Genomic DNA, 20,080 nt, shown 5'->3' on the forward strand with positions numbered 1-20,080 from the left:
CCTGGATGGAGAAGCCGAAGCCGCTGACCCGCGCCGCCAAGGGCCTGGCGATCCTCGTCCTCCTGGCGCTGGTCCTCGTCCCCTTCCTCGTCATCGTCTCCACCTCGCTCGCCTCCAACCAGGAGGTCGTGGCCAACGGCGGCTGGGTGCTGTGGCCGAGCGAGCCGACGCTGCGCGCCTACCAGAACATCCTGAGCGGCGGCATCGTCACCAAGGCCCTCGGCGTGAGCGTCGGCGTCACCGTCGTCGGTACGCTCCTCTCGCTGGCCTGCACCGCGTTCCTCGCGTACGCGCTGAGCCGGCCCGGGGTGTGGGGCGGCCAGCCGGTCCTGCTGCTCATCCTGTTCACGTTCCTCTTCCCGCCCGGCATGATCCCCGCGTTCCTGCTGGTCAAGGGGCTCGGCCTGATGGACACATACGCGGCCCTGATCGCGCCGGTGCTCATCAACGTGTTCAATCTGATCGTCCTGCGCGGCTTCTTCCAGGGCATCCCCGAGGAGCTGTACGAGGCGGCCCGCCTCGACGGCGCCGGCGACTGGACGACGTTCTGGCGGATCGCTCTGCCGCTGTCGAAGGCGGCGCTCGCGGTGGTCGGCCTGTTCTACGCGGTGTCGTACTGGAACGCCTGGTTCACCGCGTCGATCTACCTGGAGTCCGGGCACTGGCCGCTGTCGCAGGTGCTGCGCACCTACGTGATCGGCGGCGCGCAGATCGCCGACACCGGGCTGAGCGAGGCGGGCATGGTGTCCGCGCCGCAGACCACGCAGATGGCGGTCCTGGTGATCGCCACCGTGCCGATCCTGATCGTCTACCCCTTCCTCCAGAAGTACTTCGCCAAGGGCGTGCTCACCGGCGCCATCAAGAGCTGAGCCGCCCGCTGTTCGCCACCCCCCTTCCCCGTACGTCGCCCGTCCCCCGACTTCCTTGATCCGAAGGGTCCTTCACCATGTCCGCGAACATCTCCCGCCGTACGCTGCTGCGTTCCATCGCCATCGGCGGCGCCGCCGTCGCCGCCCCCTCGCTGCTCACCGCCTGCTCCACGGACAGCGGCGGCGGCGGTTCCGTGTCCAACGCGGGCAAGAAGGCGGCGGCCTGGCCCGCGTACAGCCCCGCCAAGGGCGCCACCCCGGACCTCGCGCCGACCGCCGAAGGCGTGCAGGCCGGCTACACGAAGTACCCGTCGGACCTGATCAAGGCGGTCGCGGAGAAGCCGGGCTCCGGCAAGGAGAAGATCCGCGTCCTGACCATCACGTACGGCACGCCGCCCAAGCCGGCCGCGCAGAACAAGTACTGGGCGGCGGTCAACGAGGCGCTGGGCGTGGACGTCGAGTTCACGGTCGTGCCGGACGCTGACTTCCGCTCGAAGATGGCGACGCTGTTCGCGGGCGACGACCTCCCCGACGTCATCAACATCGGCGGCGGGTACGTGCTGCCGCGCGAGGCCCAGTTCGTGAAGTCGCGCTGCGCGGACCTCACCGAGTTCCTGTCCGGCGACGCGGTCAAGGACTACCCGCACCTGGCGGGCATCCCCCAGTACGCGTGGGAGGGCATGGGCCGGATCTCCGGGCGGATCTACGGCGTCCCGGTGGAGCGGCCCAAGCCGCAGGACACCATGTTCTCCAACGCGCAGGCGCTCGGGAAGGCGGGCTACAAGCCGGGCATGTCCGCCGACGACTTCGCGGCGATGGCCAAGGAGGCGACGGGCGGCAAGAAGTGGGCGCTCGGTTCGTCGGCGACCGCGTACTTCGGCTACAAGACGCACGCCAACTGGTTCGGCGCGCCCAACGAGTTCGCCGTGCGGGGCGGCAAGGCCGTGCACTTCGGCGGCACCGACGAGTTCAAGTCGATGCTGGAGTACCTGGCCAGGCTGCGGCAGCAGGGCTCGTACTACCCGGAGGCCACCTCGGTCTCCCAGGTCGACCTCAAGACGCAGTTCTGGAACGGCTCCGTGCTCTCCATGACGGACGGCTTCCTCGCCTACCCGGCGTCCGCGCAGGGCATCAAGAAGGCGTACGACCTGGACGCCGTCGTGCCGTACGCGGCGCCCGGCGCGAGCGCCAAGTACCAGCAGAGCCGGGGCATCTTCGGCTACACCGTGCTCAAGAAGGCGTCCAAGGACCGCGTGAAGCTGATCCTGCGCGTCCTCGACTACCTGGCCGCGCCGTTCGGCACGAAGGAGTACGAGCTGACGCACTTCGGCCTGGAGGGCACGCACTTCGAGCGGGACAAGGACAACAACCCGATCCCGACCGAGCTGGGCCTCGTCGAGTCGAAGACGAACGTGCCGTTCCAGTACCTCTCGGACGCCCCGCAGGTGCTGTACGTGCCGGGCTTCGGGGACGTCGTGGAGCGGCTGCACACCTGGCAGACGAAGGTCGTGCCGATGATGCAGCCGAACATCCGCTTCGGCCTCCAGTCCGACACGTACAACCGGCAGGGCGCGGCGCTCCAGCAGCTCATCGACGACGGGGTCACGGCCGTCGTCTCGGGCCGCAAGAAGGTCTCCGACTGGGACGGCATCTACGCCAAGTGGCAGGCGCAGGGCGGCAAGAAGATCCTGGACGAGTTCTCCACGGAGTACGCCGCCGCCCACTGACCCGGCTGCCGCACGGCACCGGTACACGCGATGATGGTGCGGGGCCCGCGCGACGGCCGGGCCCCGCACCGCTGGACCAAGGGGAGTCACACTGTGAGCGAGCGGGCCACGATCCGGGACGTGGCGGCGCGTGCGGGGGTGTCGGTGGCCACGGTGTCACGGGTGCTCGCCGGGAACTATCCGACCTCGGCGGCCTCGCGCGCCAAGGTGCTGCGCGCCGCCAAGGAACTGGACTACGTCGCCAACGCGCACGCCCGCGCGCTGGCCGGCGCCGGCCGCAAGACGATCGCCGTGCTCACGCTGGACGTGGTCAGCTCGTTCTACGCGGCCATCGCGCAGGGCGTCGAGGAGGAGGCCGCCCGGCACGGCCGGCTGACGCTGGTCGCCTCCACGGGCGCGGACCCGGCGCGCGAGCTGGCGCTCGTGCAGATGATGCGCGAGCAGGCGGCGGAGGCGGTCGTGCTGGTCGGCGGGGTGGTCGAGGACGACGAGTACCGGCAGCGGATGGCCCGGTACGCGCAGTCGCTCGCCGCCGCCGGGTCGCGCCTGGTGCTGTGCGGCCGCCCGGCCCCGGCCCCGGACGTGCCGGCGGTGGTGGTGCAGTACGACAACGAGGCGGGCGCCCACGCCATCACCAGCCATCTGCTGGGCGCCGGGCACCGCCGGATCGCCCTGATCGGCTACCAGCCCGGCAACACCACGGGAGAGGACCGCGTACGGGGGTATCTGCGCGCCCTCGACGACCACGGCGTGCCGCGTTCGGACGCCCTGTTGCACGGGATCGGCTTCGGGCAGCACAACGGTGACGCGGCGATCCGCGACCTGCTGGAGAAGTGCGGCGGGCGGCCCGAGTTCACGGCGGTGTTCGCCGGGGACGACCGGGTGGCGGCGGCCGCGGTGAAGGCGCTCGCGGAGTACGGGCTGCGGGTGCCGGACGACATCTCGGTCGTCGGCTACAACGACGACCCGGTCGCGGCGGACATCACGCCGGGCCTGACCACGGTGCACATCCCGGGCGAGGAACTGGGCCGTACGGCGGTGCGGCTCACGCTCGGGGACACGCCGCGTACGGCGCAGCGGCGGCAACTTCTCGGTACGCACATCGTGATCCGAGACAGTGTGCGGCCTGTCGCCCGCTGACACGGGGTGATTTGGTGGGCCGGGTTTTTTGGGGTGAGGGTGCGGACCTCCACGCCACGGGGCTCCGCCCCGAACCCCGCTCCTCAATCGCCGGAGGGGCTGGAGATGGGGCTGGGGCCGGGCCCCGCTCCTCAAGCGCCGGAGGGCTGGAGATGGGGCTGGGGCCGGGCCCCGCTCCTCAAGCGCCGGAGGGCTTGAGAGGGGAGCTGGGGGTGACACCCGTTCCCTCAGGGGCGCGGGGAACTGCGCGACCAGCCACGACGCGACCGTCAGACGAAGAACCCACCCACCGGGGCTGTCACCTCAGGGGCGCGGGGAACTGCGCGAACTGCCACTACGGCGCCGCACCGCTCATACCGGGTGGGGGTAAGGTACGGGGCATGGCCGGGAGGACGACGAGGGGGCGCGGGCGCGGACGGCTGCTGCTGTTCGTGGCGCTGCTGTTCGGCATCGTCGGCATGCACACACTCGGCCACCCGATGGCACACACGGAGCCCTCCGGGGACATGGGGTCCGCCCATGTGGTCGCCGCGCACATGGATGCCGCCCACATGGGCCCCGCCCCCATGACCACCGACGCCAGCGCCCAGGTCGGCGCCGGTTCGCGGCACCCCGGCGGCGGGGACAGCGGTATGGATCCGCTCTCGGTCTGTCTCGCCGTGCTCGGCACGTTCACCCTGTTCGTGATCGCCCTCGTGGCGCTGCGTCCGGGCGGCGCCGACGCCACCGGCACCCTTCTGCGCCGCGTGGCGGCCTCCCCGTACGCCCCGCACGCCCCTCCCCCGCGAAGACTCCTCGCCCGTCTGTCGGTCCTGCGGATCTAGGTCGTGCCGCCGGCCGTGCGCTTCCCCCTGCCCGGAAACGGGGCGCGGGGCGCGTGCGGCGGACGCGTTCGCCTGCTCATCGCAGATCCCTCACCGACTTTCGAGGTGTACCTCAGTCATGCGCGACACACGTCTCTTCTCCTCCGCCCCCTCCCGGCGCTCCCTGCTCGGCGCGTCGATCGCCGTGGCGGGCGCGGGGGTCCTCGCCGCCTGTTCCGCCGACGGCGACGGCACCGGCACCGGCACCGGAAGCGGCGGCGCCGGTCACGGCGCCCACGGCTCCGGCGGCCCCGCGCCCGCCGGCTACGTCGACCCCGCCGGCCAGGAGGTCGCCGCCGCCGAGCGCGAGCGGGGCTCGGGTCCCGTCCGTTCCGTCCGGCTCACCGCCGCGAAGACCCGCGTCGACCTCGGCGGACGTACCGTCACCTCCTGGACGTACGGCGGTGAGCTGCCCGGCAAGGAGGTCCGGGTCACCGCGGGCGACACGCTCGCCCTCACCCTCGCCAACCATCTGCCCGAGCCGACCTCCCTGCACTGGCACGGCCTCGCCCTGCGCAACGACATGGACGGCGTCCCCGGACTCACGCAGAAGCCGATCGCGCCCGGCGCCGACTTCACGTACCGCTTCGCCGTGCCGCACCCGGGCACGTACTGGTTCCATCCGCACTCGGGCACGCAGCAGGACCGGGGGCTGTACGCGCCGCTGGTCGTGGAGGACCCGAAGGAGCCGCTGGCGTACGACAGGGAGTGGGTCCTCGTGCTCGACGACTGGGTCGACGGCGTGGACGGTTCGACGCCGGACGCGGTCCTGAAGGAGCTGAGCGCGGGCATGGACCACGGCGGTTCCGGCTCCGGCTCGGGCGGCGGGCACTCCGGACACGACATGCCCGGGATGGACGGCATGGAGGGGATGGAGGGCGACGGCCCCTCCCGCATGATGATGGGCGCCCGCAGCGAGTTGCTCGGCGGGGACGCGGGCGATGTGGCGTACCCGTACTACCTGGTCAACGGCCGGACGCCGAAGGCCCCTTCGGTGTTCAAGGCGCGGCCGGGCGACCGGATCCGGCTGCGGATCGTGAACGCGGGCGGTGACACCGCGTTCCGCGTCGCGCTCGGCGGCCACGAGATGACCGTGACGCACACCGACGGCTACCCGGTGCGGCACGCGAAGACGGACGCGCTGCTGCTCGGCATGGGTGAGCGCTACGACGTACTGATCACGGCCGGCGAGGGGGTGTTCCCGCTGACGGCGGTGGCCGAGGGGAAGAAGGCGTCGGCGCTGGCGGTGCTGCGTACGGGTTCGGGCGCGGCGCCCTCCGCGACGGCGCGGCCGAAGGAGCTGGACGGCAGGCTGCTGACCGCCGACAGGCTGCGGGCCGACGCGTCGGTGGCGCTGCCCGCGCGGAAGCCCGACCGGACGGTCCGGCTGCGGCTGACGGGCGGGATGGCGCGCTACGACTGGGCGTTCGACAAGACCCCGTACACGCCGGACCAGCGGCATCCGGTGAAGGCGGGTGAGCGGGTGCGGCTGGTGTTCGTGAACGCGACGTCGATGTGGCATCCGGTCCATCTGCACGGCCACACCTTCGCGCTGACCGGCGCGTCGGGCCGGGCCGGGGCGCGCAAGGACACGGCGATCGTGCTGCCGGGGGCGACGCTGAGCGTGGACTTCGACGCGGACAACCCGGGGCTGTGGATGGTCCACTGCCACAACGTGTACCACGCGGAGGCGGGCATGATGACGGTCCTCGGCTACCGCGCCTGACGCCACGTCAACCACCGCCGCCGCTCCGGGAGTCCGGGGCGGCGGCGGGCGCTCAGAGCTGGACGCGGGCGGCGACCGGGAGGTGGTCGCTGCCCGTCTCGGCCAGCGTCCACGACGACACCGGCTCGATGCCGCGCACCATGATCTGGTCGATGCGGGCCATCGGGAACGCGGCGGGCCAGCTGAACCCGAAGCCGCTGCCGGCCGCGCCCTGCGTCGAACGCATCTGGGACGTCACCGCGTTCAGGGCGCGGTCGTTCATCGTGCCGTTGAGGTCGCCGAGCAGGATGACCTTCTGCTGCGGCTCGTCGGCGATGGCCTCGCCGAGCGCGTCGGCGCTGCGGTCGCGCTGGCTGGCGGTGAACCCGGAGTCGAGCTTCACGCGTACCGACGGCATGTGCGCGACGTACACGGCGACTTCGCCCTGCGGGGCGGTGACCGTGGCGCGCATGGCGCGGGTCCAGCCGAGCTTGATGTCGACGGGCGCGGTACGGGACAGCGGGTACTTGCTCCACAGCCCGACCGTGCCCTCGACCTTGTGGTACGGGTAGGCGGCGGCGAGCGACTTCTCGTACGCGGGCAGGTCCTTGGCGGTGATCTCCTCCAGGGCGACGACCTGGGCGCCCGAGGCGGCGAGGTCGTGGGCGGTGCCGGTGGGATCGGGGTTCTCGGCGTTGACGTTGTGAGTGAGGACGGTGAGGTCGCCGCCCGTGGACTGCTTGTCGGTGAGCAGGCCGCCGAAGAGGTTCAGCCAGACGATGACGGGGACGAGCACGGCGACGACGGCGGTGGCCGAGCGGCGCAGCAGCCCGAGGACGAGCAGCACGGGCACGAACACGCCGAGCCAGGGCAGGAACGTCTCCGTCAGGGAGCCGAGGTTGCCGACGGTGTTGGGGATGCGCGCGTGCAGCAGCATGACGAGCGCGAGGAGGATCGCGAAGGCGGCGACGACGACACCGCGCCGCCAGTAGCCGCGGTCGGTGCGCAGACCGTGAGCGAGGCGCCGCACCCGGCCGCCAGGCCCCTGCTCGCCCGGGTTCCCACTGCCGTACGCCTGCGCCATGCTCTCGTCGCCTCACTGCCGTGCCCGCCGTCCCGCCCGAAACCCTAGGCGATGGACGGCGGCTTTCTGTTCCGTCACGGCGCGCCGTGCGCGCGGGTCGTGACGTCCGTACGGCCACCATGACGAGCGGGGCGGTGCCGGAAGTTCCGCGCGCGGGGGTCCGCGGGGGCCTTGTGACGAAACCCGCACATTGAGGACCGGCCGTGACCAGGGCTTTCCCCGGCGCGGCCGAGCGGGGTCAGTGCGTGCGGCGCAGGCCCGCCATGACGGTGTCCACGATGTGCTCGGAGAGGTCGTCGGCGAGCGGCGCGTCGGTGCGCATGACGCTGCGCAGCAGCATCGGCCCGGTGAACAGGTCGGCGGCGAGTTCGATGTCGAGGTCGGGGGGCAGTTCGCCCTGGGCGACCGCGCGGCGCAGCACGTCGTGCATGAGGCGGCGGCGGGGTTCGACGAGGACGGAGTGGTAGGCGTCCCAGAGCTTGGGCAGGGTCTTCATCTGCGCGAACACGTTGTGCATGAGCGCGGAGGTGCGCATGGTGAGGCCGCGCCTGCGCATGTGCTCCAGGAGCTGGACGAGGTCGTCGCGCACGTCGACGCCGTCGAGTTCGGGGGTGGGTTCCTCCAGGGAGGCCACGACGTCCACGAAGAGGGCCTCGCGGCCGCTCCAGCGCCGGTAGATGGTGGCCTTGCCGACGCCCGCGGTACGGGCGATGCGCTCGATGGAGAGCTGGGCGAGCGGGACGCCGTCCTCCAGGAGTTTCACGACGCCCTCGACGATGGCCTGTTCGGCGGCCTCGCTGCGCGGACGGCCGCGGACGGGCGGGCGCGGGCCGGGCGCGGGCGCCGTGACGCCTCGCGCGCCGCCGTGCCGCTGCTGCCGTACCAACCGTTCGGTGTCCACGCCTCCGCCTTCCGCCTCAGCCCCGGGTCCCGGCCGGGCGGCGCGGGTCCCGGGGCGATTGTCTCAGCGCCGCCTGCGGCTCCTTGAAGAACCGGCCGCATGGGGAAAGCGGGGCGCGCCCGCTTTCCCCGTACGGTCACTGTCCGGCGCCGACCTTCTGCGGCTCGTCCTTGCGGCCGGCGGGCGCGGCGGGCGCCTTGCCGGGCAGCCACAGGCCGGTGACGACGGCGCTGACCAGGGCGACGCCCGCGCCCCACAGGGCGGTGACGTGCATGGCGTGCAGGAACGAGTCGTTGGCCGCCTGGACGAGTCCCTGGGCGCGCGGCCCGATCTTCTCGGCGACGCCGAGGGTGGCCTCGATGGAGGCGCCGGCCGCGTCCCGCAGGCCCGGCGGCAGCAGGGTGAGCTTGTCGTCGATGCCGCTGCGGTACGCGGTGGAGAGCACCGAGCCGAGTACGGCGATGCCGAGCGCGCCGCCGACCTGCCGGAACGTGTTGCTGAGGGCGGAAGCGGAGCCGGCCTTCTCGCGGGGCAGCGCCTGCATGATGACGACGCTGGTCGGGGTCATGACGTGGGCCATGCCCGTGCCCATCAGGAAGAACATGACTTCCAGGAGCCAGATCGGGGTGTTCTCGTCCAGGATCGTGAACGCGGCGAGCATGGCCGCGAGCAGGACGAGACCGCCGGTCGTGGTGGCCTTCACACCGAGCTTGGCGACGACGAGCCGCGCGCGCGGGGCGAAGATCAGCTGGGCGAGGGCGAGCGGCAGCATGAGGGCGCCGGTCTGCAGGGGCGAGTAGCCGCGCACGCTCTGGGTGTAGAAGACGGAGAAGAAGGTGACGCCCATCAGCGCGAAGAAGACCAGGGCGATGGCGGCGATGGCGGCCGAGAACACCTTGTTCTTGAAGTAGTCGATGTCGATGGACGGGTGGTCGCTGCGCTTCTCGTACAGCACGAACGCGACGAGTACGGCGAGGCCCGCGGCGATGGTGGCGAGGACCTGGACGCCGGTGAAGTCGCCCTCGTCGCCGCCCTTGATGATGCCGTAGACGAGCAGGACGAGTCCGACGATGGACAGGACGACGCCGACGAGGTCGACGCGGCCCGGGTGCGGGTCCCGCGAGTCGGGGACGAGCACGATCATCAGCACGACCGCGAGGAGCACGATCGGGACGTTGACGAGGAAGACGGAACCCCACCAGAAGTGGTCGAGGAGCAGGCCGCCGGTGATGGGGCCGATGGCGATGGCGAGGCCGACGCCGCCCGCCCAGATGCCGATGGCCTTGGGCTGCTCCTCGCGCTCGAAGACGTTCATGAGGACGGCGAGGGTCGCCGGCATGACGAACGCGGCGCCGAGGCCCATCAGGGCGCGGAACGCGATGAGTTGAAGGGGCGTACCGGACTCGGCGGCGAGCGCGGAGCCGATGCCGAAGACGACGAGGCCGCCGATGAGGACCTTCTTGCGGCCCAGGCGGTCGCCCAGCAGACCGGCGGTGAACAGCAGGCCGGCGAAGACGAGGGTGTAGGCGTTGATGGCCCACTCCAGCTCGCTCTGCGTGGCGCCGAGGCCGGTCGGGGCGGGGGTCGAGATCGTCTTGATCGCGACGTTCAGGATCGAGTTGTCGAGGACGACGATCAGCAGGCTCAGCATGAGCACGCCGAGGATCGCCCAACGGCGGCGGTGCACGGCCTCCGGTATACGGGGGGCCGCGGGGACGGCAGGACTGGTCATGCGTTCGACTTTAGCGTCATTACGATACGGAACCGTCTCGTATTGAAAGGGATGGGGCAATCCTTACCCGGCCTTACCGAGCCTTTACCCGGGTGTGCGGTCTGGCGCGAGGGCCGCGACCGGTGCCACCATGGGAGGCGATCCGGGGACGCCGTCAGGGCGCCTCGAGACGAATGAACCGAAGGAGCCGTTGCGATGACGCAACAAGTTTCGGCTGCCCCTGCCCAGAAGCAGGCGACCGACGGCGACCAGGGGCGCGACCCCAAGGCGCTGTACGGCGGCAAGAGCACCCGGCGCATCACCGTGCGCGACATCGGTCTCGCCAAGGAGCGGGGCGAGAAGTGGCCCATGCTCACGGCGTACGACGCGATGACCGCGTCCGTCTTCGACGAGGCCGGCATCCCCGTGATGCTGGTCGGCGACTCGGCGGGCAACTGCCATCTCGGCTACGACACGACCGTCCCCGTCACCCTCGACCAGCTCACGATGCTGTCGGCGGCCGTCGTGCGCGGCACGTCGCGGGCGCTGATCGTGGGCGACCTGCCGTTCGGCTCGTACCAGGAGGGGCCGACGCAGGCGCTGCGGTCGGCGATGCGGCTGGTGAAGGAGGCGGGCGTCGGCGCGGTCAAGCTGGAGGGCGGTGAGCGCTCCCACGAGCAGATCAAGCTGCTCGTCGAAGCCGGCATCCCCGTCATGGCCCACATCGGGCTCACCCCGCAGTCCGTCCACACCCAGGGGTACCGGGTGCAGGGACGGGGGGAGGAGGCGGCCGCGCAGTTGTTGCGGGACGCCAAGGCCGTGCAGGACGCGGGGGCGTTCGCCGTCGTGCTTGAGCTTGTTCCCGCGGAGCTTGCGGCGGAGGTGACGCGGGTGCTCCATATTCCTACGGTGGGGATCGGGGCCGGGGCGGCCACGGACGCGCAGGTTCTTGTCTGGACGGACGCGTTGGGGCTGACGCCCGGGAAGATGCCGCGGTTCGTCAAGCAGTACGCGGATCTGCGTGGGGTGATGAGTACGGCGGTACGGGCCTTCGCGGACGACGTGGTCGCGGGCACGTTCCCCGAAGAGACCCACACGGTCCACTGACCTCAGCCAGAACTCCCCGCGCCCCTCCTCAATCGCCGGAGAGGCTCAAATCCGGCGCTGAGACCAGCCCCATAAGGGGCGCGGGGACGCTACCGCTGGGAAGGTGCGCTCAGGTCAGCCCCGCAAGGGGCGCGGGGAACTGCGCGAGAAGCCCCACCGGGCTGCACTGGACGCTCGACCTTTGCGCACCCGGCGCTGCCCCCTGGGGCTCCGCCCCAGACCCCGCTCCTCAATCGCCGGAGGGGCTTGATTTACCGGCGCTGAGGTGAGCCCCGTCAGGGGCGCGGGGAACTGCGCGCTCAGCCACGACGCACCCGGCACTCTGGGGCGCTGCCCCAGACCCCGCTCCTCAATCGCCGGAGGGGCTTGGATTACCGGCGCTGAGACCAGCCCCGTGAAAGAGGGCCCCGGCCGGAGGCCTACACGCCGGCGATGAGGGATGTAGGGCCGCTGTCGGAGACGTGTCGGTGGGGGCTGGGAACCTCGGGGCATGACGAAGAACGACGTGAACCCGGAGAGCGGCCGCCCCGTCGCCGTATCCGTAAGGGGGCTGGTCAAGCACTACGGCGAGACCAAGGCCCTGGACGGCGTGGACCTGGACGTCCACGAGGGCACCGTCATGGGCGTCCTCGGCCCGAACGGCGCGGGCAAGACGACCCTGGTCCGCTGCCTGTCCACCCTGATCACCCCGGACGCCGGCACGGCCCTCGTCGCGGGCTACGACGCGGTCCGCCAGCCCCGCCAGCTCCGCAGGGTGATCGGCCTCACCGGCCAGTACGCCTCGGTGGACGAGAAGCTGTCGGGCCGCGAGAACCTGTATCTCATCGGCCGCCTGCTCGACCTCCCCCGCAAGGAGGCCCGCGCCCGCGCCGACGCCCTGCTGGAGCGGTTCTCGCTGACGGAGGCCGCCGGCCGCCCCGCCCGCACCTACTCCGGCGGAATGCGCCGCCGCCTGGACCTCGCCGCGTCGATGATCGGCCGCCCGCATGTGCTGTATCTGGACGAGCCGACGACGGGCCTCGACCCCCGTACCCGTAACGAGGTGTGGGACGAGGTGCGCTCGATGGTCCGCGAGGGCGTGACCGTGCTACTGACCACGCAGTACATGGAGGAGGCCGAGCAGCTCGCGTCGGAGCTGACGGTCATCGACCGCGGCAGGGTCATCGCCGGCGGCGGCATCGAGGAGCTGAAGGCGAAGGTCGGCGGGCGCACCCTGCGCGTCCGCCCGGCCGACCCGAGGGAGCTGGCCCCGCTCGCCGCCGCCCTGGACGACCTGGGCCTGACGGGCCTCGCCACGTCCACGGTGGACAGCGCGAACGGCGCGGTCCTCGTGCCGATCCTCAGCGACGAGCAGCTCACGGCGGTGGTCGGCGCGGTCACCGCGCGCGGCATCACGATCGGTTCGATCGCCACCGAACTACCCAGCCTCGACGAGGTGTTCCTGTCCATCACCGGCCAGAAGGCGTCCGCCCCGCAGGACGTACGGCCCCAGCGCGAGGAGGTCGCCGTATGAGTGCCACCACCCTTGACCCGGCGAGCCCCGCCGCCACCATCACCGTCGCCGCCGACCCGCGGATCGGGCTGCGCGGCCATCTGCGCCACACCGGCGCGCTGATCCGCCGCAATCTGCTGTGGATCCGGCAGGACCCGGAGTCGATGTTCGACGCGGTGCTGATGCCGGTCGTGTTCACGCTGCTGTTCGTGTACGTCTTCGGCGGCTCGATCGGCCAGGCGCTGGGCGGCGGGCAGTCCGCGTACGTGCAGTACGTGATCCCCGGCATGCTGGCGATGATGAGCATGAACATCGCGCAGGGCGTCGGCACGGGCTTCAACGAGGACTTCCACAAGGGGATCATGGACCGGTTCCGGTCGCTGCCGATCGGGCGGGCGTCGGTGCTGATCGCCAAGGTCGCGGTGGAGCTGCTGCGGCTGATGGTGGCGACGACGGTCCTGATGATCGTCGCGGTGCTCGTCGGCTTCGACATCACGAGCTGGCCCGGCCTGTTCGCGGCGCTCGGCCTGTCCGCGCTGTTCGGCTCCGCGATCATGTGGATCTTCCTGGTGCTCGGCGTGACCATGAAGAACGCGCAGTCGGTGCAGGCGATGGGGTTCCTCGTGATGATGCCGTTGCAGTTCGGTTCGTCGATCTTCGCGCCGACCGCGTCGATGCCGGGCTGGCTGGAGAGCTTCACGAAGTACAACCCGATGTCGGGCCTCGCGGACGCGGCGCGCGGCCTGATGGTGGGCGGCCCGGTCGCGCACGGCCTGTGGGTGACGCTCGCGTGGACGGCGGGCCTGACGCTGGTCATGGCGCCGGTCGCCATCCGCAAGTTCACCAAGACGGCCTGACCGAAAGGCAGTTGCTACGTCACAGCAGGGCGGCGGCCTCCTCCACGGTGAGGCCGCCGCCTTCGGCGTACGCGCGCGCGTAGGCGTCGGTGTCGAGCAGGGCGCGGGCCTCGGCCTCGGCGCCCTCGCGCCAGGAGCGCTCCATGGCGCTGGTGATGTGGTCGTCGGGGAGCAGGGCGTCGGCGGCGCCGAGGAAACGGGCGGCGAGCGCGGCGTCCCCGGCCCTGCCGCGCTGGGTGAGGGCGCGGGCGGCGGTGACCACGAACAGCGAGGTGAGCTGTGGCATCAGCATCCGGGCGAGCGGATACGCGGCCAGGTCAAGGGAGGAGCGGACCAGTTCGATGGCGCGGTCGGGCCGCCGGTCGACTACGTCGATCATGGCTTCCATGCCGACGGTCATGGCGTGGAAGAAGCCGACGCGCGCGACCTGGAACTCCTCGCGCAGCAGGGCGAGTTGGGAGCGGGCCTCGGCGGTGCGGCCGGTGGCGGCGAGCCGGCTGACGAGGAAGACGCGGGCGGCGGGCCGGGCCTCGCCCGCGTGGCCGCGGGAGCGGTCGACGGCGTCCCACAGGAGCTGTTCGCCCTCCTCGGCGTCGCCGCGCTCCACGTACACCTGCCCGAGCCGCACCTGGAGGACCATCGTCTGGGCGTGGGCGCCCATACTCTCGGCGAGTGCGCTGGCGCGGACGTAGTCCTGCGCGGCGGCGTCGAACCGGCCGAGTTTCTCGTGGGCCTCACCGCGCGCGGACAGCGCCTCGGTGATGCCCCAGGCATCGCCGAGTTCCGTGAACAGGCCGAGGGATTCACCGGCGTCGGCGATGGCGGCCTCGGCGGTGCGGGCGCGGTTGGCGCGGATGTTGGCGCGCATCTGGAGGATGAGCGCGAGTTCCCAGGTGTAGCCGAGGGCGCGGCAGGTGTCGACGGTGGCGTCGGTCAGTTCGTGGATGAGGTCCATTTGGCCGGTGAGGATGACGGAGAAGTACCAGACGTTGCCGGGCGGGCGGGCCGCCTGGGGCAGCGAGGCGTCGTACGTGGCGCGGACGGCGGCGAGGCGGGCCTCCCCCTCGGGGGTGTGCCAGCGGTCCATCTCCATGTCCATGTACGCGAGTTGGACGAGGTGGACCTGGCGGCGGGCCTCGTCGAGGAGGTCGCCGGTGAGCGGCGGGGGCGTGTCGGTGCAACGCTGGAGGATCGGCGGGGCGGGCCGGCCGCCGTCCGCGAACGGGTCGGGGCCGAGGGCCGCGGCCTCGCGGGACCAGCGGCGCGCGTCGACGCGCAGGGCGCGCATCTGCCAGAACCAGGCGAGGGACAGGACGAGGCTGAGCGCTTCTTGTTCGTCGCGGGCGGCCACGGCGTGCCGCAGGGCGGTGCGCAGATTCTCGTAGTCCCGTTCGAGTACGGCGATGGCGGCGCGCTGGCCGCTGCCGCGCAGCAACGGGTCGGTGGTGCGGGCGAGTTCGCGGTAGTACGTGAGGTGCGCGCGCTCGGCGGCGGCGCGGTCGGCGCGCTCGTCCAGGCGGTCGCGGGCGTACTCGGCGACGGTCTCCAGGAGCCGGTAGCGCATGCCCGCGCCGCTCTCGTCGTCGCCGTCGGGGGCGGTGACGACGAGGGACTTGTCGACGAGGGAGGCGAGCAGGTCGAGGGCGTCGGGCCCGCAGACGGCCTCGGCGGCGGCGAGGTCGCAGCCGCCGCTGAACACGGACAGCCGGGCGAGGACCGCCCGTTCGGGCTCGTCGAGCAGATCCCAGGACCAGTCCACGACCGCGCGCAGCGTCTGCTGGCGGGGCAGGGCGGTGCGGGCGCCCGAGGTCAGCAGCCGGAACCGGTCGTCCAGGCGGTCCGCGATCTGGCGCGGGGTGAGCATCCGCAGCCGGGCGGCGGCGAGTTCGATGGCGAGGGGCAGTCCGTCGAGCCGGTGGCAGATCTCGCGGACGGTGTCGGCGGCGTCCTCGACGCGGAAGCCGGGGCGGGCTGCGGCGCCGCGCTCCCCGAACAGGCGCAGCGCGTGCGGCTGCGGCAGCGGCTCCACGGAGTGCAGGAACTCGCCGGGCACGCCGAGGGGTTCGCGGCTGGTGGCGAGGACGGTGACGCCGGGGCAGTGCGCGAGGAGGCGGTCCACGAGGGCGGCGGCGGCGCCGATGACGTGCTCGCAGTTGTCGAGGACGAGGAGCATGCGGCGCTCGGCGCAGTGGGCGAGGAGACGGGCGGTGGGGTCGTCGCTCTGCCGGTCGCCGGCGGCGCGCAGTTCCTCGGCGCCCGCGCCGCGCAGCACGGTCTCGCGGGCGCCGAGCGCGCCGACGACGGCCTCGGGGACGGCGGCGGGGTCGCCGACCGGAGCGAGTTCCGCGAGCCACACGCCGTCGGGGGCCGCGTCGCCCGTCGCCTCGGCGGCTTCCTGCGACAGCCGGGTCTTGCCGGCGCCGCCGGGGCCGATCAGGGTGACGAGCCGGGTGCGGGTGAGGGCGTCGCGGAGCGCGGCGAGGTCGTCGTCGCGGCCGACGAAGGAGGTGAGCCGCGCCCGCAGGTTCCCCGTCGCCCGCGGGGCCGCGGTGGTGGGGTACGGGGACTGCGGCGCGGCCAGCAACTCGGCGTGCAGGGCGCGCAGTTCGGGCCCCGGGTCGGTGCCGAGGCGGTCGGCGAGGAGCCGGCGTACGGCGTCGTAGGCGGCGAGCGCCCGGGCGGGGCGGCCGGTGTCGCGCAGGGCGCGCAGGCGCAGGGCCTGGAGCGGTTCGTCCAGCGGGTGGGCGTCGGCGAGGGCGGTCGCCTCGGGCAGCGCGGTGTCGGCGTGGCCGAGGGCGAGGGCGGCGGTGAGGCGGGCGCGGCGCGCTTCGAGGTGGCGGGCTTCCCAGCGGGCGGCTTCGGCGGTGCGGTCGGGCAGGTCGGCGAGTACGGGGTCCTGCCACAGGGCGAGGGCGGTGTCCAGGGTGTCGGCGGCCTTGGTGGGGTCGCCGTCGGCGAGGGCGCGGAGCGCGTCCGCGGTGAGGCGGTCGAAGCGGAACAGGTCGACGGCGTCGGTGGGGGCGGCGAGGCGGTAGCCGCCGTCCGCGGACTCGATGGCCTCCTGGCCCAGGGCTCTGCGCAGGCGGCCTACCAGGGCCTGGAGGGCGCCGGGTGCGTCCGCGGGGGGCCGCGTGCCCCAGATCTCGTCCACGAGGGTGGACGCCGGGACGGTTCTGCTTGGGCGCAGGGCCAGTACCGTGAGCAGGGCGCGCAGGCGGGCTCCGCCGACGGTGACGGCGACTCCGTCGTCCCGAACGGCCCGAGCCCCTCCGAATACGCAATAGAACACCCCCCCATTCAACACCGCCCGACACCACACCCTCCTCAATCGCCGGAGGGGCTGGGAGTATGCGCTCAGGTCAGCCCCCTGAGGGGCGCGAGGAACTGCGCGCTCAGCCACGACGAACCCGGCACTCTGGGGCGCTGCCCCAGCCCCCGCTCCTCAATCGCCGGAGGGGCTGGAAATTGGCGCTGAGGCCAACTCCCTAAGGGGCGCGGGGAACTGCGCGAGAAGCCCCACCGGGGCTGCACCCGAGGCACATCGATCACGCACCCGGCGCTGGGTGCCGCCTTGCCCACCCGTGCCGCCCTGGGGGTCCCTCCCGGACGAAGTCTGGGGGAGGCAGACTGCCCAAGGCGGCGGGGGCGCCTAAAAGGCACCGGCGCTGACAGCCCCGTCAGGGGCGCGGGGAGTTCGGGGCCAGGCACGATGGACCCGCACCCTCCGGAAGGAGAAGGGTACGTTCGGGGGCACCCCCAGCCCCCGACTCCCTGGAGCCCCGGACATGCCCACCCCCCGCAAGGGACCCCGCCCCCACAAGATCAGCCCCGTCTTCCTCGGCATCGCCGCCGTCACCGCCGTGGCCGCCTGGGCGGTGTGGACGGACTTCGCCGCGACCCCGGGCATCGCCGTGTTCCTGTTCGTGACGGGCGCCTGGGTCGTCTCCCTGTGCCTGCACGAGTACGCCCACGCCCGCACCGCCCTGCACAGCGGCGACATCACGGTAGGCGACAAGGGCTATCTGACGCTGAATCCGCTGAAGTACACGCACGCCCTGCTGAGCATCGTCCTGCCGGTGCTGTTCGTGATCATGGGCGGTATCGGCCTGCCCGGCGGCGCGGTCTACATCGAGCGGGGCCGGATCGCGGGCCGCTGGCGGCACAGCCTGATCTCGGCGGCGGGCCCCCTGACGAACGTGCTGTTCGCCGTCGTGTGCACCGCCCCGTTCTGGCTGGACGCGATGGACGGCGTCCCGGACACGTTCCGCTACGCGCTGGGCTTCCTGGCGCTGCTTCAGGTGTCGGCGGCGATCCTGAACTTCCTGCCGGTGCCGGGCCTCGACGGCTACGGCGTGATCGAGCCGTGGCTGTCGGCGAACGTACGCCGGCAGGTGGAGCCGTTCGCGCCGTTCGGCCTGCTCGCGGTGTTCGCGCTGCTGTGGCTGCCGGAGGTCAACGGCTGGTTCTTCGACGCGGTGCGCGGCATCCTGGGCGGGCTCGGGGTGACCGAGTGGGACACGTTCTGGGGCCGCGAGTTCTACCAGTTCTGGAACGGCACCCCGCAGATCCCGGTGGTGAACCAGCCGTAGTCCCCGCGGACGGCGGCGGGTCAGGCCGTGGGGGCGGAGGCGGCCTCGGCCGCCTTCTCGGCCTTGGCCTTGCGCACGTAGTACCACGTCATGTTCGACGTGATGCCCGCGATCAGCACCCACGCGATGCCGAGGAAGCTGCCCTCGACGAAGGAGACGACCGCGGCGGCCACCGCGAGCACGCACAGGACCAGGGAGAAGAGGGCGATGCGGGGCATGGGGGTCGGCTCCAATACGGCACGGCGGTGATACGCCGACCAGTGTCCCCCATGCCCCGCCCTCGCCCGAACGCGCCCTATACGTCCGTCATACGTCCGTGACGCGCAGCCCGGCGTGCGCCTTGTAGCGGCGGTTCACGGAGATCAGGTTGGCGACGAGGGACTCCACCTGGTGGGCGTTGCGCAGCCGCCCGGCGAAGACGCCGCGCATGCCGGGGACGCGGGCGGCGAGGGCCTGCACGGTGTCGGTGTCCTCGCGGGACTCGCCGAGGACCATGACGTCGGTGTCGATCTCCTCGATGCCGGGGTCGGCGAGGAGCACGGCCGACAGGTGGTGGAACGCGGCGGTGACCCGGGAGTCCGGCAGCAGCGCGGCGGCCTGCTCGGCGGCGCTGCCTTCCTCGGGCTTGAGGGCGTACGCGCCCTTCTTGTCGAAGCCGAGCGGGTTGACGCAGTCGACGACGAGCTTGCCCGCGAGGTCCTCGCGCAGCGCCTCCAGGGTGGCGGCGTGCCCGTCCCAGGGCACGGCGACGATCACGATGTCGCTGCGGCGGGCGCACTCGGCGTTGTCGGCGCCCTCGATGCCGAGCCCGAGTTCATCGGCGGCCGCCTGCGCGCGTTCGGCGGCGCGGGAGCCGAGGATCACCTTCTGTCCGGCGCGGGCGAACCGGTAGGCGAGGCCCTTGCCCTGGGGGCCGGTGCCGCCGAGCACGCCGACGACGAGCCCGGAGACGTCGGGCAGCTCCCAGGGGTCCTTGGCGGGCGGCTTCTGTGCGCTGTCACTGGTAGTCATGCGGCGACCTTACGCACTCGTTCGAGGGCAGTTGCGGCGAACGGGCCGGGCGGGGGCGGCCGATGAGGCAGCATGCGGGGCCATGGACGCCGTACGAGTCGCTCTGCTGCGGGAGGTCCTCGCGGGGACCGAGTGGCCCGCCGCCACCCGAGGGTTCGCCGGGGCGCTGCGCTCCTCGGTCACCGCGCACGGCGGGGGCCTGCTTCTGGTGGGCACCGCGGAGTACGAGCCCTGGCACCTGGCCGCGCACCTGGTCGACGAGGCGGCCTGGTCGGGTACGCCGGAGCTGGCGCCGACGCTGGTGCGGCACGCCCCGCGCCCGGGCGACCCGGCGCATCTGGCGGTGGGCCTCGGCCGTCTTGAGGCGGCGCGGCGCGGGGAGACGCTGCTGGTGGTGTCGCCGGACGCGGCGGGCGCGGGCCTGCTGGAGCGGGTGCACGACGCGCGGCGGGCGGGGGCGACGGTGCTGACGCTGGAGTCGCGGCTCCCGGCGGGCGGGGAGCTGCGGGCGATGGCGCACGAGGCGCTGAGCGTGCCCCGCGAGGGCGACCTCGATCTGGACACCGTGCAGCATCTGGTCAGCGCGGCGGCCGGGGAGAACGGGTCGCCGGCCGCGCCCCGCGCCGGCCGGCGCCGCTTCCGGGACCGGCTGTCCCGGCTGGCCGACCATCTGACCTCCCCGCCGCCGACCCGCTGGTGACCCCGCCGACCCGCTGGCGACCCGGCACCGACCCGCTGGTGCCCCGCCCCGGCCGGGCTCCGGGCGGCGCTCAGGCCGTGTCGTCGTCCTGGGCGCCCGACTTGTCGTGCCAGCGCGGGTCGTTCTCCCACTCCAGGTTGCGCTCGCGGGCGGTGGCCATCGCGTGCTCGGCCTCCTGGCGGGTGGCGTACGGGCCGAACCGGTCCTTCGCGGGGCACTCGGGCCCCTCCTCGACCTTGTGGTGCTCCAGGCAGTAGAACCACTCGCCCGGCTTGCCCTCGGTCCGCTTCTTGAACAGAGCCACGGTCTCTCCTCTCGTCAAGG

16 protein-coding genes and 1 pseudogene are annotated in these 20,080 nt (G+C 72.6%); 10 read left to right on the top strand and 7 right to left on the bottom strand.

Translation table 11 applies throughout. The annotated features are described in order from the left end of the window. The first annotated feature begins 5 nt into the window (after nucleotides 1-5). The 5 genes from ACZ7LY_RS30530 to ACZ7LY_RS30550 all read left to right on the top strand — a co-directional run bounded on the left by ACZ7LY_RS30530 (nucleotide 6) and on the right by ACZ7LY_RS30550 (nucleotide 6,325). Entirely contained in the window at nucleotides 6-869 is an 864-nt protein-coding gene (locus ACZ7LY_RS30530) for a carbohydrate ABC transporter permease (RefSeq protein ID WP_471628011.1), read from the top strand. 77 nt (nucleotides 870-946) lie between these two features. After that, the gene (locus tag ACZ7LY_RS30535; RefSeq protein ID WP_471627976.1) at nucleotides 947-2,596 is read left to right on the top strand and encodes a type 2 periplasmic-binding domain-containing protein; all 1,650 of its coding nucleotides are present in this window, start codon (nucleotides 947-949) and stop codon (nucleotides 2,594-2,596) included. A gap of 93 nt (nucleotides 2,597-2,689) precedes the next feature. After that, nucleotides 2,690-3,736: a LacI family DNA-binding transcriptional regulator gene (locus ACZ7LY_RS30540; protein ID WP_471627977.1), complete on the top strand. Its 1,047-nt coding sequence runs from the start codon at nucleotides 2,690-2,692 to the stop codon at nucleotides 3,734-3,736. 380 nt (nucleotides 3,737-4,116) lie between these two features. Further along, nucleotides 4,117-4,560, top strand: a complete 444-nt coding sequence (locus ACZ7LY_RS30545; protein WP_471627978.1) for a DUF6153 family protein — start codon at nucleotides 4,117-4,119, stop codon at nucleotides 4,558-4,560. A 118-nt stretch (nucleotides 4,561-4,678) separates the two neighbouring features. Further along, nucleotides 4,679-6,325 (top strand): multicopper oxidase family protein, encoded by a 1,647-nt coding sequence (locus ACZ7LY_RS30550; protein ID WP_471627979.1) that lies wholly within the window; start codon nucleotides 4,679-4,681, stop codon nucleotides 6,323-6,325. Between the two features lie 52 nt (nucleotides 6,326-6,377). Here ACZ7LY_RS30550 and ACZ7LY_RS30555 read toward each other — a convergent pair. The 3 genes and pseudogenes from ACZ7LY_RS30555 to ACZ7LY_RS30565 form a co-directional block, all read right to left on the bottom strand. Beyond that, nucleotides 6,378-7,317 (bottom strand): annotated as a pseudogene (locus ACZ7LY_RS30555) (endonuclease/exonuclease/phosphatase family protein); the annotation flags it as partial. A gap of 309 nt (nucleotides 7,318-7,626) precedes the next feature. Then, entirely contained in the window at nucleotides 7,627-8,274 is a 648-nt protein-coding gene (locus ACZ7LY_RS30560) for a TetR/AcrR family transcriptional regulator (RefSeq protein ID WP_471628012.1), read from the bottom strand. Nucleotides 8,275-8,425: 151 nt separating this feature from the next. Beyond that, nucleotides 8,426-10,021 carry a DHA2 family efflux MFS transporter permease subunit gene (locus tag ACZ7LY_RS30565; protein ID WP_471627980.1) on the bottom strand — a complete coding sequence of 532 codons (1,596 nt, stop codon included), beginning with the start codon at nucleotides 10,019-10,021 and terminating at the stop codon, nucleotides 8,426-8,428. Between the two features lie 195 nt (nucleotides 10,022-10,216). Between ACZ7LY_RS30565 and panB the strand changes: the two genes are divergently transcribed. From panB to ACZ7LY_RS30580, 3 genes are all read left to right on the top strand, one after another. Beyond that, on the top strand, nucleotides 10,217-11,107 hold the full coding sequence (gene panB, locus ACZ7LY_RS30570) for a 3-methyl-2-oxobutanoate hydroxymethyltransferase (protein WP_471627981.1): 891 nt from the start codon (nucleotides 10,217-10,219) through the stop codon (nucleotides 11,105-11,107). A 490-nt stretch (nucleotides 11,108-11,597) separates the two neighbouring features. After that, the gene (locus ACZ7LY_RS30575; protein WP_471627982.1) at nucleotides 11,598-12,620 is read left to right on the top strand and encodes an ATP-binding cassette domain-containing protein; all 1,023 of its coding nucleotides are present in this window, start codon (nucleotides 11,598-11,600) and stop codon (nucleotides 12,618-12,620) included. After that, nucleotides 12,617-13,456, top strand: coding sequence for an ABC transporter permease (locus ACZ7LY_RS30580; RefSeq protein ID WP_471627983.1), 840 nt, complete (start codon nucleotides 12,617-12,619; stop codon nucleotides 13,454-13,456). The genes ACZ7LY_RS30575 and ACZ7LY_RS30580 overlap by 4 nt, the downstream gene beginning before the upstream one ends. A 19-nt stretch (nucleotides 13,457-13,475) precedes the next feature. Here the strand turns inward: ACZ7LY_RS30580 and ACZ7LY_RS30585 are convergent, their stop codons facing one another. Continuing rightward, nucleotides 13,476-16,745 (bottom strand): BTAD domain-containing putative transcriptional regulator, encoded by a 3,270-nt coding sequence (locus ACZ7LY_RS30585; RefSeq protein WP_471627984.1) that lies wholly within the window; start codon nucleotides 16,743-16,745, stop codon nucleotides 13,476-13,478. A gap of 496 nt (nucleotides 16,746-17,241) precedes the next feature. Here ACZ7LY_RS30585 and ACZ7LY_RS30590 point away from each other — a divergent pair, with 496 nt between their 5' ends. Beyond that, entirely contained in the window at nucleotides 17,242-18,045 is an 804-nt protein-coding gene (locus tag ACZ7LY_RS30590; RefSeq protein ID WP_471627985.1) for a site-2 protease family protein, read from the top strand. 20 nt (nucleotides 18,046-18,065) lie between these two features. Here ACZ7LY_RS30590 and ACZ7LY_RS30595 read toward each other — a convergent pair whose 3' ends face one another. Together ACZ7LY_RS30595 and npdG are read right to left on the bottom strand one after the other, a co-directional pair. Beyond that, nucleotides 18,066-18,263, bottom strand: a complete 198-nt coding sequence (locus ACZ7LY_RS30595; RefSeq protein ID WP_471627986.1) for a hypothetical protein — start codon at nucleotides 18,261-18,263, stop codon at nucleotides 18,066-18,068. 88 nt (nucleotides 18,264-18,351) lie between these two features. Next, a complete protein-coding gene (gene npdG, locus ACZ7LY_RS30600) occupies nucleotides 18,352-19,056 on the bottom strand; it encodes an NADPH-dependent F420 reductase (protein WP_471627987.1) in 705 nt (234 codons plus the stop codon). Between the two features lie 82 nt (nucleotides 19,057-19,138). Between npdG and ACZ7LY_RS30605 the strand changes: the two genes are divergently transcribed. Then, nucleotides 19,139-19,756, top strand: coding sequence for a hypothetical protein (locus ACZ7LY_RS30605; RefSeq protein ID WP_471627988.1), 618 nt, complete (start codon nucleotides 19,139-19,141; stop codon nucleotides 19,754-19,756). A 70-nt stretch (nucleotides 19,757-19,826) separates the two neighbouring features. Here the strand turns inward: ACZ7LY_RS30605 and ACZ7LY_RS30610 are convergent, their stop codons facing one another. Continuing rightward, complete coding sequence (locus tag ACZ7LY_RS30610) at nucleotides 19,827-20,060, bottom strand: hypothetical protein (RefSeq protein WP_471627989.1); 234 nt, start codon at nucleotides 20,058-20,060, stop codon at nucleotides 19,827-19,829. Between the last annotated feature and the right edge of the window lie 20 nt (nucleotides 20,061-20,080).

It is taken from the genome of Streptomyces sp. NPDC107550 (genome assembly GCF_055639095.1).

Coding starts and splice junctions, on each gene's coding strand:
- ACZ7LY_RS30530 (WP_471628011.1), top strand. CDS start 6: ATGGAGAAGCCGAAGCCGCTGACCCGCGCCGCCAAGGGCCTGGCGATC.
- ACZ7LY_RS30535 (WP_471627976.1), top strand. CDS start 947: ATGTCCGCGAACATCTCCCGCCGTACGCTGCTGCGTTCCATCGCCATC.
- ACZ7LY_RS30545 (WP_471627978.1), top strand. CDS start 4,117: ATGGCCGGGAGGACGACGAGGGGGCGCGGGCGCGGACGGCTGCTGCTG.
- ACZ7LY_RS30550 (WP_471627979.1), top strand. CDS start 4,679: ATGCGCGACACACGTCTCTTCTCCTCCGCCCCCTCCCGGCGCTCCCTG.
- ACZ7LY_RS30565 (WP_471627980.1), bottom strand. CDS start 10,021: ATGACCAGTCCTGCCGTCCCCGCGGCCCCCCGTATACCGGAGGCCGTG.
- panB (WP_471627981.1), top strand. CDS start 10,217: ATGACGCAACAAGTTTCGGCTGCCCCTGCCCAGAAGCAGGCGACCGAC.
- ACZ7LY_RS30575 (WP_471627982.1), top strand. CDS start 11,598: ATGACGAAGAACGACGTGAACCCGGAGAGCGGCCGCCCCGTCGCCGTA.
- ACZ7LY_RS30580 (WP_471627983.1), top strand. CDS start 12,617: ATGAGTGCCACCACCCTTGACCCGGCGAGCCCCGCCGCCACCATCACC.
- ACZ7LY_RS30590 (WP_471627985.1), top strand. CDS start 17,242: ATGCCCACCCCCCGCAAGGGACCCCGCCCCCACAAGATCAGCCCCGTC.
- ACZ7LY_RS30595 (WP_471627986.1), bottom strand. CDS start 18,263: ATGCCCCGCATCGCCCTCTTCTCCCTGGTCCTGTGCGTGCTCGCGGTG.
- npdG (WP_471627987.1), bottom strand. CDS start 19,056: ATGACTACCAGTGACAGCGCACAGAAGCCGCCCGCCAAGGACCCCTGG.
- ACZ7LY_RS30605 (WP_471627988.1), top strand. CDS start 19,139: ATGGACGCCGTACGAGTCGCTCTGCTGCGGGAGGTCCTCGCGGGGACC.